Here is a 17,223-nt window from a genome sequence, read left to right as displayed (position 1 = left end):
AGATGCAACTTTCGCTCGGATAGCACGTGGTGGCCTGTACATGGACCAATGTTAACCATGGCTTCCTACCAGAACTGTCGCACCTTACGAGAAACACTGACCACAAGATGTGAAAGCGTCTAAATTTCCCGGAGAGCTCACCCGCCACTCGGTTCTCAGCGAATCATACCAGGCGCGCCACCTCATAGCCGAGCGCTAGAACTTTCGACGATCCGGCGGTTGGCGCCGCCCCTTTTTGAACAGAAGTAGACGAGAGATCGGCGTTCCCCGCTCGACACCGGCTTTACTTCATGCCGTACCTTACATGTTGTGACAAGCACTGCACCAAATGGTGGTCGGAATACGTGCTGTTCGTACCTGGTAGGATATACCACGAACTCACCCCCCTCGAAGTCTCGCGCTAGCTGCACAATCACCGCGTACTCAAAATCCGGATCACTCTTCGCATCCAAATGGATGCCCACAAAGGACCCAGGCGGCATACGATGCATTTGGCACCGGCGAACCACGTAATCTGAGGATGCTCCGAAGATCTGTCTTAGCGCGAAGCTGCGGTCTTTACTTTCAAGTAGCTCCATAATCTGCCCTGAAGCTGCACCATCCACGTTGCTAGGCGCGCGACCTGGTGGATCTACCCTTATGCGCTTGACAAAGACGCTGTGCAAGTCGCCGGCATCTCCCTCCCGCACTTCTTCTTCGGGAATCTCAGCCTGCAGCTGATCGATCTTGGTCAAGTCGGCTTGAGTGAACAGTATCTGGGGGGCGATAACGGCCGTCCCCTTTACTAGCAGCTCTATGCGGTACTTTGTCAGCATTTCCTGTGAAAGCTGGCGGGATTTATCACTCATTGTGCGCGCCATTCGAGCTCACTCCTTTGATCTTCGAAGCAGGACTCCGGGTCCTTGTGCATTGAGACGAATGCTTTCTCCCAATGCTCGCCATCGAACTCGGTTATTCTTGCGAGTGCGACCGTCCTTCTATCCAGGCATCGAATATTTACGCTGAACCCGGAGGGGTTCGACCTCGGCCTATAGAATGGCTTTACCCCACAAACCCGGCAAAACGTGTGCCGAGCAATGTTCTTGTTGAACTGATATGTCGTGAGGACTTCTTCACCGCGCTCGATGCGTAACTTATCGCCAGTTACTAGCAAGTGAAGAAACCCAGACATTTGACAAATCGAGCAATTGCAACGAACTCCAGAGAGCTCTCGCGGCGCGCTGACGTAGAACTTGACAGAGCCACAATGGCAACTGCCATGATGTTCGATCTCAGAGTGATCATCCACCGCGCGTGCCGCAGTTGAAGTGAGATCGCGGCACCATTGGACGCTGAGCCCATAGGCCCGGAGGAATTCATTCAAAAACCGATCATTACGTTCAGGCTGCACAAGTTCGCCAATCAACCGACCTGTCATTTCTCCGTGGTACTTCTCAGCGGGATCTTCTCCGCCCACATGGCTGCGAAAATACTCCAGATCTTCCGACTTCGCCTTAAACGTTTTGACCAGGGCGGTCCACAGCGACTGGATCATGTCCGCAGCATGTAGCTCAAAAGCTACCATGTAAGCGCAACGGACGAGGGAGTCTTTCGATGACAATCCGGCGTAGAGAGAATGCAGATACTGCTTAGTCCTAGAGCTATAGTTGGGCAGTATTGTTCGGCCGAGTAGTCGGGAGGCATCTTTCTTCAACAGGTTGGAGTGAAAGTTTTCTGTCAACAGAATATCCGGTAGCGCGGCATTGCCTCCCTGGAGAATTCGGCCATGGCCACCGGTCTCATCCCAACAGATAAAGTTCGCGACCACGCTGGTCACCTCAATGTCTCTCGCAATATCCCGATTGTGATACATTGCATCGAATATGAGGTCCCTTTGTGAGCCCGCCTGCAGATACGGGAACGCCTGTGACATCGCCAGGTATTCGGGCAGCAGGCTGGCGGCCTGATCTTCGGACAACTGCGAGGCGAACGGATGCGTGCCGAACAAGGCTCGCGCTTGCTCGGTCAAGTACTCGTAGCAAAGCTTCGGAGGTTGATCCGCGGCAAATCGAGACGTTTGAGATGTCATTTGACCCCTGCAGATGAGAAGCGGACGGTCCTTGACGAAGCAACTTCGTGCCCCGGCCAACTTTTAACCGTCCCAGGTTCATTGGCTTTGAAGGGCCAATGATCGCGTTCGCCTTCTAGGCGACTATTTGTCGTTTGCTCCGCGAACGCAGACAGCGGCATGCTCAGTGCAGCTCATGAGCATCGAAGGAATGCGATCATTATTGGAGCGCCGGGAATCCGGTTGGATTCCTGTCCACCAGCAGTCCGGCGCCGCAATGCCCGCCACGACTAGCATTCGCGCGGAGACTCAAACGGATACTGCGCCCCCAGGCCATTTTGAAGCTAATGTCGCGTGCGCGAGTGGCGTGCCTTGCCGCTCGGCACGCGTGCAGCTTTCACGATCTTGAGCGAACGGATCAAGCCCTCGCGGTTGCCGCTCGCGCCATTTCGCCGAACCACCGTCAGCCTGGGACAGCATTGTAGACTCCAGTTTGTACGTATGATGCTCTTAAGGCCTTTGGTCCCTGATGTCATACCTCTCCGGGCGGCACAAAGCCTCTGAAAGCGACCCTCGCCTGTTCTTACCACCTCTAAATTCTTGGTGACTCACAGCAATCATCATGCCAACTCTTGAATTCGCTCCGTAAGATCTGACCAAGATGATACAACGGCCGTGACGCTTCCTCATCGCGAGTGTCAGAGGCTACGCGCCGCTGTCAGAAAGCAAACAGCGGAGAATCGGCGGCCGCTCACATGCGTACAGGTCTGCTCAACCGCTGAGATTGGCTTCAACAGTGACGTATACCTTGACTTTGCGCCCCGCAGCCTGCGACAGCGCTTTGGGCGTGCAGACGGCACCGCCAGTACGGTGACCCGGGTCCCTGGCTATTCCGTGTTCACTCGTGACCGTTACGGGAAGATGCAATGGCCTTCCAAGTCGTCGAATACGACCGAACGGCACCCCTGGAACATGCGCAGGCGCCTTTGCCTCTGCCCCGACAATCCCGCGCGACTCCGAGAGTCGATCGTGTGATCTACCGCGCATGCGGCCCCAGCTGCTCGCGAGTTCGACGGGTAAGATAGGCAGACCCCCACGGGTGCGCCGATGATACATTCCTGGAGTGTATCTACTATGATGGCCTAGCCTCTCCCGATCGAGCGTCACGAGCAAGTGCCGCAAGATCGGTTTCGAGCTTCGGTTGAAGTGAGAAAATTGCGTCTATCAACGCCTGCGCCGGTTGCTCGGCGGCCTCAACCAGCGCCGCTCTCTCGGCCCGTGCAGAGGGAGCGAACACACGCTTAACGACCGTCGGCGAGCCCTTGAGCCCGCAGTTGGAGGTGTCTTCGACACCGGCTTCTTGCGCGCTCCATTTCACGATTTGGGCACGCGCGGCACGCAGGGCATCCGCCATCGCGCCGCGCCGGATTTGATTCGTCGCCTCAAGCATGGTGATGAGGCATGGTAATTTGGTTTGCAACACCTGCACACCACCTTCGCAGCGTCGTTCCACTTCAATCGTTTGAGCGGCGAGGTCCAAGGATCTGATCTTCGCAACGTAAGTTAGCTGCACTACGCCCATTCGCTTTGCGACGCCGGGCCCAACCTGCGCAGTATCGCCATCGATGGTCTGTTTTCCCGTGAAAATGAGATTTGTCGAGCCATAGTCCTTCCCGATTTTCCGGATGGCAGTTGCAAGTGCATACGTTGTGGCCAGCGTGTCGGAGCCAGCAAAGCAGCGATCCGTGAGTAGGACGGCGCGATCGGCACCGTAAGCCAACGCCTTTCGCAAGGACTCTTCTGCCGACGGCGGTCCCATGGTAAGCACGGTAATTTCGCCGCCGAACCGATCACGCAGTTCAAGCGCGGCCTCGAGCGCGAAGAGGTCATATGGGTTGATGATGGTCGGCACTCCCTGACGCATGATTGTATTGGTCACGGGATGAACACGAATTTGCGCCGAGTCCGGAACCTGTTTGATGCAGACGACATTGTGCACGATGATGCTCCTAAAGTTGCGATAGCTACGAAGAGAACAGCAAGTGTTGTACCACCGCCGCCGTTCTGGAATCGGCTCGCTGTCACAAAGGCTTAAACGGGGCGATAACGCGCTCCAGCCCGCTTTCGTGACGAACGAATGCCGACACAGGTCAGGGCACCGACAACGCCGTTCCGCTCGGCACGCCAGCCGAGAGACCAAGGAATGCTCGCACGATGAATGCCGCGCAAACACTGCCGGCATCGGGCTGATCGACGGTTAAGCATCGTCACTCACTCGTCCGCAGAATAGGGATGATAGGTTGTTACCTGTTCGAGCCACGGACGGTTCGCGATTGTATGGCCAGCAGGTGAGGCTCTTTTAACTCATGGCGCTCAAATCGAGGTTGCGCGCCACGTCGTTGCCTCAGGCCGGCCGTTTCCCTTGCGGTTGCGTAGATTGCTTCTTCGGGATCATTCTTCACGTATCTGTTTGGCACTAGCGGCTCCGGCGGATGTGGTCGTTCAGAACCGCTTTATCTCAATTCCGTATTTCCGGAGCGCATAGCCAATTTGGCGCGGGGTTAGTCCAAGTAGGCGCGCTGCCTTGGCCTGCACCCAGCCAGATTTCTCCATGGCCGCAATGACCCGCTCCCGATCGGTCATGCTCGCACCACCAACGAGAGCTGTGCCGGCAGGTCGCAGTGGGGCCGGTTCGTAGACAGACGGCGGCGGCAACGCCGTTTGAGCTAGCGGAGTGATGGACTTTGCAGGCGCAGGTTGCATAGGTACCGCCAGGTCAGTCTTGTCGTTCGATGTGGTTTTCCAGAGCATCATGGAAAGGCACTGGCCTTGGCAGCATGCAAAGTCACTTCTCACAATCGACGGCCCGGTACACAGCGTCGCTGTTCGCTCGATGCAGTTTTCGAGTTCGCGAATATTTCCCGGAAACCCGCAGTTCATCAGTACCTCGATCGCACTGGCCTCCAGGGTGAGCGTACGGCCGTTCTCGCTACTGAACTTTCTGAGGAACTCTCGGGCTAGCAGCGGAATATCACTGCGTCTTTCGCGCAGCGGCGGCAATAACAAGGGAACTACGCTGATACGATAGTAGAGGTCCGCGCGGAACTCGCTCCTTGCGACGGCCTCTTCAAGGTTCTTGTTGGTCGCAGCTATGACTCGAACATCGACTTTAAGCGTGTGATTGCTGCCGACGCGCTCAAACTCCTGCTCTTGCAGAACTCGCAGCAACTTCGCTTGGAACGGAGCTGAGATCTCTCCGATCTCATCCAGAAATAGCGTCCCTTTGTCAGCAAGCTCGAAGCGCCCCTTGCGCGAACTTACCGCACCGGTGAAGGCACCTTTCTCATGGCCAAATAATTCCGATTCCAGGACCGTCTCAGGCAGAGCCGCGCAATTCAGTTTAACGAACGGTCGTTTAGCACGGGACGAGGACTCGTGAATGGCCTTGGCTACGAGCTCCTTGCCGGTGCCGGATTCGCCGCGCAGCAGAACCGTGCTGCTCGATTTGGCTACAACCGCAATCTTCTCGAGCAGCCCGCTCAGCGCGGGGCTGTCGCCGATGATCCCGTGGGCGTGAAGCTTCTTGCGCTCGCGAGCGGCCACCCCAAGCTCAACGATCTTCTGTGGCTGGTCTTTGTCCACTAGCAATCGTTCGCGATCGCAGGCCAACAAGCGATGTAGCTTCACTGTTTGCCCCACCAAGTTGGCGACCATAACGAGCAGCCGCGCATCGTGCTCGAGCCGCAGACTGGAACTATCGTCCTTGATACGGTCTACCGTCAGCGTACCGACCACCCTCGGATCAATACGAATAGGAATCCCAATGAACGATACGGGCATGCTGTCGGAGGCGCCGAGAAGCTCCCGGTCCGCAGCGCTGAAGGCCGGCTCGTCGGCTACGCTCTCGACAACAAAAGGCCTGTCTGTTGCCACGATCTGGGCGATTGCACTCTGCGGCAGGCACGTGCGGTAACGTTCGTCGCTGCCTTCACTCCAACCGGAGCCAACTGTAATTTCCGGGATGCCGTCATCGTCCAGTAGTGAGACGATGCCGTGTCGCATCTGCACAAACGATTGCAGCAGGCCAAGGACCTTGGCCAACGTGACTTCGAGCCGGCCAGGAGCGCTGACTATTTTCGATATTTCGCAGATGCCGGCCAGCGCACTCTCATACGACGGCTGCCCCGAGGGATTACACTCCGGCTCCGGTTGCGAGGCAGGTCGTTCCGAGGGTGGGATATGCAGCATGAGCCTATCTCCGTTGTCTTGATTATCCTCCCTTGAGCCATGTTGGGATTGGCGAGCTTCGTTCTGCATGTCACTCTCGATCTAGCCTCAAGTGTTGACGAGATGACATAGAACCGTGACACCTGATTATGGCACGACACCGCACTTGCAATGTGCCCTCATTTCACTTTTTGCGGATCGTGTGCGCGTCGTCAGCGGAGAACATACGCGCCGCTGCAAGGCAAGTCAGCTGGATCGCCAGAGCGGCGACTTTACAAATGCTGCCCACCATTGATCGGCACCTCGGCTCCCGTGACGTAACTCGCCGCATCCGAGCATAGGAAGAAGATGACCTTGGCCACTTCATCCGGGGTCCCCACTCGGCGCAGCGGGATACTAGGCACGAGACGGGCTTCCGTGTCTGGCGACAGCATGTCGGTCTTGATTTCGCCCGGCGCGATCGCATTCACACGAATGCCATGCGGCGCATAATCATAGGCCAGTTCGCGTGTGAGGCTCGCAAGCGCCGCCTTCGAGGTCGCATACGCGCTACCGGCGAACGGATGCACCCGTGAGCCTGCGATTGAAGTCACATTTACGATTGATCCTGACGCGGCTCTTAGCTCGTCAAACAAACCCTGCGCCAGCAGGATCGGCGCCACCAGATTAAGATGAAATACCCCCATCCAGGTCTCGGTTGACGTGGTCAATGACGTCATCCGATTCCCAGTGGGCGTTTTCGGTGACACACCGGCGTTATTCACCAGCGCGTGCAAGGGCGCACCAGCCAAGCGCTTCTTGACCTCGGTGATCGCACGCGGCAGCATTCGATGATTGCTGAGGTCGATCTGGAAATGATCGTCATTCCCTGGCTCCCAGGGGCATCGCTCGCTGTCGAAAGGTTGGCGTGCGCAAGAAATGACGCGCCAGCCCGCCTCCGAGAAGAGCTTGGCAGTGGCATGACCAATTCCGCGTGATGCCCCGGTGAGCAACATCGTCTTCCGTTCTCTACGATCATCACGCGCTTTATCAGCGTGAACGAGGCAATCAAAATGTGTTTCGGCCCGCGGCTCTCTAATCAGATCGTCATTCGGCAGATCGAGACCCAAGGCCGCCTCCTTACTGTTGCGCCGGCGCACGCGTAGCAGGATTTGCGCCACTGCGGTGCAGGTAAATCACTTCCGTTTTGCGTCCTAACGTCGCGCAGGCCGAGCATTTGGCGGATTTCGGACAGTCGTGGGTGTGCATTGTGACAACGATGGCACATCAGCTACGTAAGCTCTCTAGCACACTCGCCTGCTTCATCACAGGGGTACGGGCCGCGCTCGCTTTCTTGATCGCGCAACGAAATGAGCCTGAGACTTGTCGGCGCCTGGCCAAAGCAAAAGATCGCTCGGGAGCGACCACGGTCATTTTGCCGCGCTAACTCCAAAACTGACGTACCAGCCCCGCACGTCAGATTCGTCAATCGTCGATTTTGTTTGTGGCACCCCGTTCTGAGCAGAACTGGGATATCGCCGGACGGGCTGGCTCCAGGCACGAGCTGGCGAACTCATATGTTCATCCACGCTCGAGCACTGATCAGCTCCGATTTGTGGCTGACCGAAGGATGACGACGACGTGTTACGTCGGCTTAACGCTGCGCAGCACTTAGGGCGGTTGTTATCGACGTCACGGCTCAAGCGAAGGCACTTGGCCGTCGCTTCGTTCTGTTCTTCGCTGTAAGTTCTTGCCAACAGCATCGCGTTCGGCAGACGATTGTCGGCCGTACAAGAACTGGCAGTACTCTTGGATGCAAAGAGCGGCAATCAGGTCGATCAAGCGGGTTACAACTTTCATGAAGCGACGAGCTCTTGCGAGTTGTCTTCGATCAAGATCAACCTGCTCGGATCGTTCAACTCGAATTCTATAACGCGTGGAGCAAAGAGACGCGCATAGCGCGTGAAGGCGCTCGTTGGGGGGAAACGGATCACCGTGTCGCAGCGCGCAAGGAGATACATCTCGGTGAGGGCAGAAAAGCCACCCTCTGCTCCGAAGGCGGCGTCGTGCAACGGGCCGGCGTGAGGCGCCTGGAACTGTTTTGGAATCGCAAAAACATCGGGAATTATTGCCGAAACCTGCTCAAGGATGAGCGCGCTGTCCGTGCACAGGAACGCCCTCACAGGCTTTGCATGTGGTAACGCCCTCGCCTTGTCAATGGCATTACAGATCTGTCGAAAGGCGCGCTCCGCGTCCGCCCAGTAGGGAGCATGCCCCATAATGTCCTCACCGTTTCCATGCCGGACATGAATGCCGATCACGCTGTACGGCTCAAAGTGCTCGCGGTAGATGGCATCAATCCGAGCCTGAATTGCAGCTCGCGGCTTGATCCTCCGAAAGATCTCTCGCTCCGCCTCCTGATCGCAGCGCCACATCAGGCAGGCATCACATACAACTGTGCTAGCGTCACTATCTCTCTGACTTTGGAACAGTTGATCGAGTTGGTCGCGTTCCCGGAAGATCTGCTCGTCCGGCCGATAGACGCAATCGATAGACGGCTTGTTCCACCATGCCGGAAAGAATGGTCCCGGAAACGAACGTTTGTTGATGTCGTCGCCGCAAATCACCGGCACGCCGGCAATGTCTTCAACCGGTTCGAAGAAGACCGGGAAGGCATTGGTGAATGGTTCATCAAGATAGCAAGACCCCCGCCAATCGATGGCTAGCGTTCGCCCTGTCTGCTTTGCGAAACGCCAAGCCGCCGCCAGCGACCACAGACAGTCACCAAAACCCGTACGTCGCCGGGAAACTACGAACCTATCATTCATCGCACCACTAACCATCTCGATTGCCTTTTCGCGCGCTCCTGGTTGGACAAAAGACATCGATACAGACATCTCGGGTTTCTTCTCGCCCGGCGTCACGGTCTGAAATCGCGGTGCCGGCGAGCTGCGTCGGTAGAACTTCATAGCATGCCTATCCGTGATGGCCGCGTTCTCTCAACACTTTCTGTCCTTTCTTCAGCGGTCTTGCATCGACCTGCCCGAAGTCCGATGCCCAATGCGCCCTGTGCGTCGCATGGACTGGCCCCCTCACATGCAGGCATAGGAGGCGTGGCCATGCTCATGACTTACGGCTATCAAGTTGCGCAGTTCCGGTGTCAGATCCTACCGCCAATAGGCCTGAGAGAACCTCGCCGCCGCCGTTAATCGCAAGGACGAGACTTTGCTCGAACCCGGACATGGCAAACGCGCTCACGGCATGCGCTTCGTGGTGATTCGCGAAGGAAAGTCGGAACGGACCGATCTCTGCCCCGCACTCCCGTGCCAGCAGCTGCCGCAGCAACAGTTTGGCGTCCAACGTAACGGGCTGAGAAACAACAGGACGCTCGAGCATGGTTTTGCAATAGGCTTCAGTCGCGTAGAACGCGATGCGGTCGATCTCCCCGAGCTCGACTCCTGCGGTAGACCGGCAGTATCGGATCGGGTTGCAAGGAAACTTGTTGGAGTGCTTGACACAGTTGAGACGCTCCTCTTCGACAGCAGCAATTACGCGGCCATCCTGCACAAGAACCGAAGCGCCATCGTGAACAAATGCATTCGGCAGCTCCGGAGAGCTTTCATGGATTCTGTCAAGGTCACCGCTCAGTGCCGGGCACAACATCCCGTTCTCCATCGTCATGACGGAAAGGCCCCTTGCCGTCCCACCGAACTAACCTGGACAGTTACGCTCCGCCGGTGCGCGGGCCAGACAGCACAACACGACTTGCAAGGTCTGTCTCGGCCCCTAGCAACAGGCGCTCAGAGTTAGGGTGCTGGCGTCCGATGCAGATGGACCGAACAGGCGGCCATAGAGCTGGCTCGATCGCGGCCTCAAGGACATTGCAGAAGCCGCTGTAACAGACCAGGTCACTCGCGAGCTACCGCGGAAGGACTGATGACACTGCATCGATTGACTTTCTCCCTTTCGCTCAACTCACGTCAACGCAGCAGGCGCCGCCGAAATAGTGCTGTCGACGCGAAAAAGGGCAAGACCGCATAAACACAGAGTGCACCTACGTGCAGGGCGGCACTGTCCGCGCCGCGCTCAAGCATCGTCGGACGAATAAGGTCGACCGAATGTGCGAGCGGCAACAAGCTCGCAAAGTGCTGAAATGAGCCGGGCAGTTGGCTTGTCGGAAAGATCGCGCCACACAGAAACACCATGGGCGTAAGGACGAGCGACTGGTAAAACACGAAGTAGTCGTAAGTTGGCGCAAGAGATATGACGACCATTGCTAGGCTGGCGAAGACAAGACCCGTAAGGGCGACTGTTGGTATCGCACAAAGAATGGACGTCCAGGATGCATAACCGAGCGCTGCAGCGACAATCCCGATTGCTGTCCCCGCTAGAACGGACTTACTGGCCGCCCACACCAACTCACCTAGAACAATATCGCCGAGCGTGAGCTGTGTGAACAGAATTCCCTCCCAGGTGCGCTTGACACCCATTCTAGCAAAGGCCGCATATAGGGTTTCAAAGGTCGCGGAGGTCATCGCACTGATTGCGACCATACCGGCCGCCAAAAAGGCAATGTACGAAGTCCCCTCAACCCGTCCCACGATGAGTCCGAGGCCAAAGCCAAGGCCCAACAGATTGGTTATGGGATCTGCGAGATTGCCGAGAAGCGATGCAAGCGCGACTTTCCTCCATGCCAGGAAGTTTCGTCGCCATACCGCGACCCAGTTGTACGCGTTGGCCGGCATCACCGACGCATAACCATCATTCATCGCTCATTTCTCCATCTCGCGCCCGGTCAACCGCAAAAACACGTCTTCGAGATTCGGGGGCCGCTGCAGTACGCGAAGGTTCGCTTGCCCGCGCAGGTGCACGCGAACTTGCTCCGGATATCGCGCGTAACAAAAAACCGTCTCTCCACTCACTTCAATATGCCGCGCATAAGGTCTGATCAGCTCTCGGATATGATTGGGATCACCACCATAGATCTCGATCACGTTGCAGCCGATATGCTCGTCGATCAAGGCGTCTGGCTTGCCTTCGGCGATTTTGCATCCACTCTCAAGCACGCATAGTCGATCGCACAGGCGTTCGGCCTCTTCCATGAAGTGAGTGGTCAAGAGGATCGTCTTGCCACGCGCAAGCAGGGCGCGCAGGCGCTCCCAAATCAGGTGGCGTGCGTGCGGATCCAAACCAGTGGTCGGCTCGTCCATCACGAGTAGATGTGGATCATTAATCAGGGCACGCGCCAGCGTCAGCCGCCGCTTCATGCCACCGGACAACTCAGACACACGCACGTCCGCCTTGCTTTCAAGCCGCGCAAACTCAAGCAGCGAGGGTGCAACCGCCGCGATCCTGCGAGCGCTCATGCCGAAATAACGGCCAAAAACAAGCAGATTCTCTCGCACTGTGAACTCGAGCTCAAGGTTGTCGAACTGTGGCACCACCCCGACGCGTACACGCGCCGCACGAGCGCGGGAAGGCACAGGCTCATCGAGGACTGTAATCTTGCCGCCGTCGGGCGAGATCATGCCGAGGAGCATGCGCGCAATCGTACTCTTGCCAGCTCCATTCGGCCCAAGCAGTCCGAAGCACTCTCCGCGTCCGACCGAGAACGACAGATCGTTGACGATAAGCTTGTCGCCAAATGACTTTTTTACACCGGCAAGGTCGATCGCCACAGTGGACATGTTCATCTTAGGCTGACAGAAGTCGTTCCGTGGACGATGGCTTCTCGACGACGGTTTTGCTCCAGAGCTTGCCCTCGCACCAAACGTGCTCGACACGCCCCCATTGGCAAGCTGCCGCAGCGTCCGGAAAGAATCCCCGTCCGTGGAGGTTGGCGCTCGTGTTGCAGAGCAGCGGAATACCCGTGAGTTGCTCAAATTCGACGAGAAGCGCGGCAATTTTATGGGGAGAGTTGCGGGAAATTGTCTGCAGCCGCGCCGAGCCGTCAAGATGGACCACCGCGGGAACCTTGTCGCGCCAATCCGCCCGGGTTTGGTGATCGAACAGCATGTAAGGATCTGGCGTGCCCGGGCTGAAGATCTCCGGTGCCCGATCCTCCAGACAAATCGGCGCCACCGGTCGGAAGTGCTCGCGACGTTTGATGTCGTTGAGATGATCCTTCATTGCCCGGCTAGTTGGGGCTGCAAGAATGCTTCTACCGCCCAACGCCCGGGGCCCAAGCTCGGCACACCCGGAAAGAAAGATGACGGGCTTGTTGTCGGCAAGAATCGCCGCAAGTTCACTCAAACTGCAAGGAGCGGCCTCCCAGTCCGGCGGAACCTCGCTCTCCTGCAGGGCAGGACCACTGTAAACTGACCACTCCAAAGGCCCGAAGCCATTCTGCGCTGCCATAGCACCGCACGCCGCGCCGATTGCCGAGCCGCTGTCATTCGGAAACGGCGGCACCCAGACATCATCGAACAATCCCGTCGCGCGAAGCGCGCTGTTCCATTTGATATTGAGACCGCAACCTCCGGCGACACATAGATTTCGCGCTCCCGGAAGTGACGAATATCTTAGCAGAAGCAGCGCGATTTCCTTAACAAGAAGACGTTCCAGAAACACATGGAAGGAGGCGAGGACGTCCTCCGCTCGCTTGGCAGCCAGGCGCAACGCGCTTGCCTCGAAGAACGCGTGCATAGCTGCAAGAGACGATTCCGCATTGTTAATGTCTTCACGGTAGCGGCGAGCCTGCTCCGTGTCGGCCGCCAACCGTGTTTCATAAAGCTCCTGAAACGCTTCCACGATGCTTTCATCAACGGAGCCAAGCGCGATGTAAGCCATCAGCTTGCCGGCGATGCCCAGATCCCAACTGGAGCGGTTCGGCTGACGGTACGGCCCGAAGTGAAGGCCCGCGGCAGCATAGGCGTGGCCAATCATAGGAAACAGCGATCCAATGAACCGACCCCCGCGCGGTTCGACATAGTAAAGACGTGGAAAGATGCAGCCATCCCACACCAGACAGAACGAAGCCTTTCCCGCGGCTGCAAAGGGACTGGTGCCATATGCTGACGCGACATGGCCCGTGACATGCGGGTAGCTCTTATATGGAAACTCCTTGCCGCCGAGGAGGAGGCCGACGCCGTCGACGGGATCAAGGAGGCCCTCAGCATGACGCTCGACATATGGCGCGCCTTTTAGCGCAACCTGCACCGCTCCGCTTAGGAGCTGGAACTGCGATTCATTCTCCCCGTCCCATCCGTCAACGACGAACTGATCGATATCCCGCGGCTCCAGGCCATGCTCCGCCAAGGCGCGCACGACTGCATCGAGATTGTCAACGGACTGATAGCGTGGACTATTGCCGCGCTTCTCTTGCTCCACGCAAAAAAGAAGCCGACCGTCCTCGACGACAGCAATTGCTCCGTCATGTGTCAACTTTATTCCGCAGATGCGCATACGTACTCCTGGTCTAATGACCGACGTTTGATTGTTCTGACGTGGCGTCCGGTCTTCGAAACTGGACGATCAAGCAGTCTTCGTTTGCCGATCCGCTGGAGCAGTGCCGACGCTCGACCTCCGATAGGCTCTCCTTAAAGAGAGCGATCACCGTTTCGGCACCAGCAGCATGCCCCCAGCGTTGACATATTTCATCACGCGCGGACCCGAAAATCAGAGTGCCACTTGGCGCAAGCATACTCACCAGGTTGCGGATAGCCGCATGCATCTCGCCCACGTCTTTGAGGTAATAAAGAACCTCGGCCACGACAATTAAATCGAACTGCTCAGTGGTCGAGAACCGCTGAATGTCGCAGGTCACAAAAGTAATATGTGACCACTTACTGGTCCGCAGTCGCGCTCGCTCGATTGCCTGCGGCATGACATCCACCACGGTAAGCCGCTCGCATAACGGCGCAAGCAACTCCGTGAATGCACCGGCTGCACATCCTACCTCGAGGGCAGACGCAGCATCTCCGTTGCAACGCGACATCAGGAGCATTTGCGCGTATCGCTCCTGCTCGAACGAACTATTATCAAGGTGCCATGGATCGTCGGCAGCCAACTCTCGCTCTAATAGCTGATGGTTCAGGTCCAAAGTCATGAAACGACCACTTATTTGTAGACAGTCGAGCGATCGCGACCGGAAACACTCTCCGTGGTCGCCAGGCTCGACGGACGGTGCGATAACCCCGTCTTATGAATGGGAGTCGTTCCCACCCCTACGCTAGACGCACCTCGTCCGGCATTGGGACGCAGGATGACACGCTGTTTCTCCTCTTCCGCCGGCACATTGGTGACTTTTCGCGATAGCCAATCGCTATTGCTCAATGTACAAAGCGCATAGGCCTTCAATGGTAGCAAGAGAAGGATATTGATCGGTGTGTGGAGCGAGAAGCCGATAAACCGCAAGTCGCGAGCGCGAACCGCTGCCACACTGCACCGGACCATAGTCATTGCTGCAATCGTCAATCCCGTCCACCAGGGTATAGAGCCACCGAACACGAGCTCTGCAAGCGCAGCAAGTGTTGAAATCGCGAGGAGAAATGGGCCGAGATTTTGCCCGATAACATCTAGCGTCAAATAACCATCGAGCTCTGGGAGCAGGCGCAATGCAAGAAACGTATCTCGAAAGGTACTGCGCGCCCAACGAAGCTGCTGACGCAGATATGGCCCAAGACGGTGCGGAACGACTGTGGCTGCTATCGCGTCCGGGACGTATTCGGTTCGAAACCCAGCCTTGAGCATGAGTATCGTTAGATGGCGGTCCTCGCCGAAATCACTCGGCCTCCCACGGAAGAACTGCGCCTCGTATTGATCGAGAAGCAAGGTCAGCGCGGAACGTCGATACATGGCACAAGGGCCGCAACAACACATGACGGCACCGAAGCGCGCCTGTGCCGCGCGCTCTTCGTTGCACGCGAGCCAATATTCCATATCGATCAGCCTGGTCAACCAGGTCTGGTTACGATTACTTGCTATCAGTTGACCCATCGCCGCACCGACTTCCCGGTCACGCATCTTCAATACAAGCTTCGTGACGACGTCGGCAGCAAGAACCGTGTCGGAATCGACATTGAGCACCAGATCACCGGATGAGCTGCGTATTGCAGCGATCTGCGCTTTGCGCTTTCCGACGTTGTTTGCCAGCAAGATGATGCTGACTCTAGGATCGTTGGCATATATCTGGTGTACAGGCGCGACCACGTCGCGGTTTGCAGATCCGTCATCGACCACATAGACCTGTATCTTTCCGGCGTAGTCTTGACTGCAAATCGACTCCAGACATTCGGCGAGCGTGTTTGGATCCTCATTGAAGCACGGCACGATGACGTCCACAGTGGGAAGGACCACCTCCGCTTTTTCCAGGCTGTCCTGTAATGATGAGTTGATCGCCGGTCGGGCATAAAGCGCTTGCACGCTCTTATAGATAGTCGAGAGTACCGCATAACTTGAAACAGCGGCAGCACTGGTTGTCGCGAGCAGGTCCATTGGGTGTCAGTTCTTGTTCAGTGAAGTTGAGGAAGTGGACGGATTGCAAACCCGCGCCGTTGCAGTGCCGGAATCAGATATGCGAGCGCCGTGGTGGTCTGATCGCGCAGCGTTGCATCGGTGCCCAGTCTCTCCTCATCGGGAGGATACCCGTCGTGCAGCAGCACAATTGCACCCGGGCGAACGTTCGCCATCACCGAATTCACAATTGTATCAACTCCAGGGCGGGACCAATCTCTCGGGTCGACCGACCAGTGCAGAGCCGTGAGACCAGCGCTCGCCGTCATTGCAAGCACCTGTTGCGTCCATATGCCGTAAGGCGCTCGCATATGCCTGGGCGAGGCCTTCGGGCACGCCAGACGGATCGCCTCGCTCGCGGTCAGCACTTCATCCTGTAGCTCTGCAGGTCCGCATCTGGATAGATCAGGATGGGTCATCGTATGGTTCGCAACCTCATGACCTTCCGCAATCACTCGTCGGATGAGGTCCGGATGCTCGATCGCGTACGTACCGATGACGAAGAATGTAGCGGGAACTCGATGTTGCGCCAGCACATCGAGCACCTCTGGCGTACAAAATGGGTTCGGCCCGTCATCAAAGGTCAAATAGACAGCTGGACTTCCGCTCACGTCAGCGTAGTCGCAGCGGACAGTGAATGGTGTGGAGCGCTCTGTCACAACTCAGGCCCGTTCCGATCGATGACAGTCCCGGCCGGCCATTCGCTTATCGAGCGTCCCAGCGGAAACACCACCACTAACGCGTCCTCGAGGCGGGTCGGCGATAAATTGGGATAGACATCCGGCTGCGTGGAGCGGACGCGAATGCCATGCATCAGGGTGGCGAGTCCCTGCCTTTCGACCAGTCGCTTCATATGTTTCTCAAGCGCCGACCGAACCGTGCCAAAGCCGAATGGAACACCAAGCTCCTGCAGTACGGGATACATCACGCGCATCGCGTGGCTTATTCCGAGCCCTTCGAGATCCGGGCGCACCGCATACAACCCCAGTTCCGCCACAAGGAGATCGACTTCGCAAACTTTGATGAAGCGACGTAGCAGCCCAATGTGAGCCGCTACCCCGCGCGCGTCGGAACCAATTGCACGAAGCTCCGGTCTTGCGCCGGCCCAACTTCGGCTCCCCTCAAAAGGCTGCGCATTGAACGCACCCGTGGGCCCATAACTCTTGCGGAAGAACTCCGCGAGCTCGGCATGATCGGCGAGCCGCAGCTCGCTCTCCCAACGAAGGCTCCACTGCACTTGAGCGCGCGCAGAAGCACGTTCCGCAGTCGGGGATACGGCAATGTTCATGGCGAGCGTCCTTGCGCCTGTTGAATTGAACGGGAAGCGGTCACGTGATCTCTACCTGCAGGGCTGCCGATCAAGACTGAAATGCGCGGCTGTGCTTTGTCGGAGCTCCGCACCGCTGGCCTGCACCCGCGCCCCTCGCCTCTGCTCGCGCTAACGCTTGGTTCGCGCTCGTCATCCTGCTGATGTGCCATGCCCATGCGGAAGACCCCGGCGAGGCAATTGGATTAGC

13 protein-coding genes and 1 pseudogene are annotated in these 17,223 nt (G+C 57.3%); all 14 read right to left on the bottom strand.

Translation table 11 applies throughout. From position 1 onward, the window contains the following. Nucleotides 1-182 precede the first annotated feature (182 nt). The gene (locus tag XI04_RS27375) at nt 183-848 is read right to left on the bottom strand and encodes a 2OG-Fe(II) oxygenase (protein ID WP_271623829.1); all 666 of its coding nucleotides are present in this window, start codon (nt 846-848) and stop codon (nt 183-185) included. Continuing rightward, entirely contained in the window at nt 845-2,068 is a 1,224-nt protein-coding gene (locus XI04_RS27370; RefSeq protein WP_271595816.1) for a GFA family protein, read from the bottom strand. Before XI04_RS27370 ends, XI04_RS27375 begins: the two co-directional genes overlap by 4 nt. 1,111 nt (nt 2,069-3,179) lie before the next feature. After that, nucleotides 3,180-4,046 carry an electron transfer flavoprotein subunit beta/FixA family protein gene (locus XI04_RS27365; protein ID WP_271595817.1) on the bottom strand — a complete coding sequence of 289 codons (867 nt, stop codon included), beginning with the start codon at nt 4,044-4,046 and terminating at the stop codon, nt 3,180-3,182. Nucleotides 4,047-4,549: 503 nt separating this feature from the next. After that, nucleotides 4,550-6,364 (bottom strand): nif-specific transcriptional activator NifA, encoded by a 1,815-nt coding sequence (gene nifA / locus XI04_RS27360; RefSeq protein ID WP_271595818.1) that lies wholly within the window; start codon nt 6,362-6,364, stop codon nt 4,550-4,552. A 182-nt stretch (nt 6,365-6,546) separates the two neighbouring features. Further along, a complete protein-coding gene (locus XI04_RS27355; RefSeq protein WP_271595819.1) occupies nt 6,547-7,383 on the bottom strand; it encodes an SDR family NAD(P)-dependent oxidoreductase in 837 nt (278 codons plus the stop codon). 726 nt (nt 7,384-8,109) lie between these two features. Beyond that, complete coding sequence (locus tag XI04_RS27350) at nt 8,110-9,222, bottom strand: nodulation protein NodZ (protein ID WP_271595820.1); 1,113 nt, start codon at nt 9,220-9,222, stop codon at nt 8,110-8,112. A gap of 172 nt (nt 9,223-9,394) precedes the next feature. Further along, nucleotides 9,395-9,916, bottom strand: a pseudogene (locus tag XI04_RS27345) (carbamoyltransferase N-terminal domain-containing protein); the annotation flags it as partial. 317 nt (nt 9,917-10,233) lie between these two features. Further along, nucleotides 10,234-11,022 carry an ABC transporter permease gene (locus XI04_RS27340; RefSeq protein ID WP_271595821.1) on the bottom strand — a complete coding sequence of 263 codons (789 nt, stop codon included), beginning with the start codon at nt 11,020-11,022 and terminating at the stop codon, nt 10,234-10,236. A 3-nt stretch (nt 11,023-11,025) separates the two neighbouring features. Further along, the gene (gene nodI / locus XI04_RS27335) at nt 11,026-11,946 is read right to left on the bottom strand and encodes a nodulation factor ABC transporter ATP-binding protein NodI (protein ID WP_271595822.1); all 921 of its coding nucleotides are present in this window, start codon (nt 11,944-11,946) and stop codon (nt 11,026-11,028) included. 1 nt (nt 11,947) lies between these two features. Further along, the gene (nodU, locus tag XI04_RS27330) at nt 11,948-13,657 is read right to left on the bottom strand and encodes a nodulation protein NodU (RefSeq protein WP_271595823.1); all 1,710 of its coding nucleotides are present in this window, start codon (nt 13,655-13,657) and stop codon (nt 11,948-11,950) included. Nucleotides 13,658-13,670: 13 nt separating this feature from the next. Then, nucleotides 13,671-14,300 (bottom strand): nodulation methyltransferase NodS, encoded by a 630-nt coding sequence (nodS, locus tag XI04_RS27325; RefSeq protein WP_271595824.1) that lies wholly within the window; start codon nt 14,298-14,300, stop codon nt 13,671-13,673. Between the two features lie 11 nt (nt 14,301-14,311). Further along, nucleotides 14,312-15,688, bottom strand: coding sequence for a chitooligosaccharide synthase NodC (gene nodC / locus XI04_RS27320; protein ID WP_271595825.1), 1,377 nt, complete (start codon nt 15,686-15,688; stop codon nt 14,312-14,314). A 17-nt stretch (nt 15,689-15,705) separates the two neighbouring features. Next, a complete protein-coding gene (gene nodB, locus XI04_RS27315) occupies nt 15,706-16,365 on the bottom strand; it encodes a chitooligosaccharide deacetylase NodB (RefSeq protein ID WP_271595826.1) in 660 nt (219 codons plus the stop codon). Continuing rightward, the gene (locus tag XI04_RS27310) at nt 16,362-16,994 is read right to left on the bottom strand and encodes a NodA family N-acyltransferase (protein ID WP_271623828.1); all 633 of its coding nucleotides are present in this window, start codon (nt 16,992-16,994) and stop codon (nt 16,362-16,364) included. Before XI04_RS27310 ends, nodB begins: the two co-directional genes overlap by 4 nt. Between the last annotated feature and the right edge of the window lie 229 nt (nt 16,995-17,223).

The sequence above is a fragment of the Bradyrhizobium sp. CCBAU 11430 genome, from assembly GCF_028128855.1.
GTDB classification, from domain to species: Bacteria; Pseudomonadota; Alphaproteobacteria; order Rhizobiales; family Xanthobacteraceae; genus Bradyrhizobium; species Bradyrhizobium ottawaense.
The sequence above is the reverse complement of the archived record's forward strand: the minus strand, read 5'-3'. Positions and strand labels throughout refer to the sequence as shown.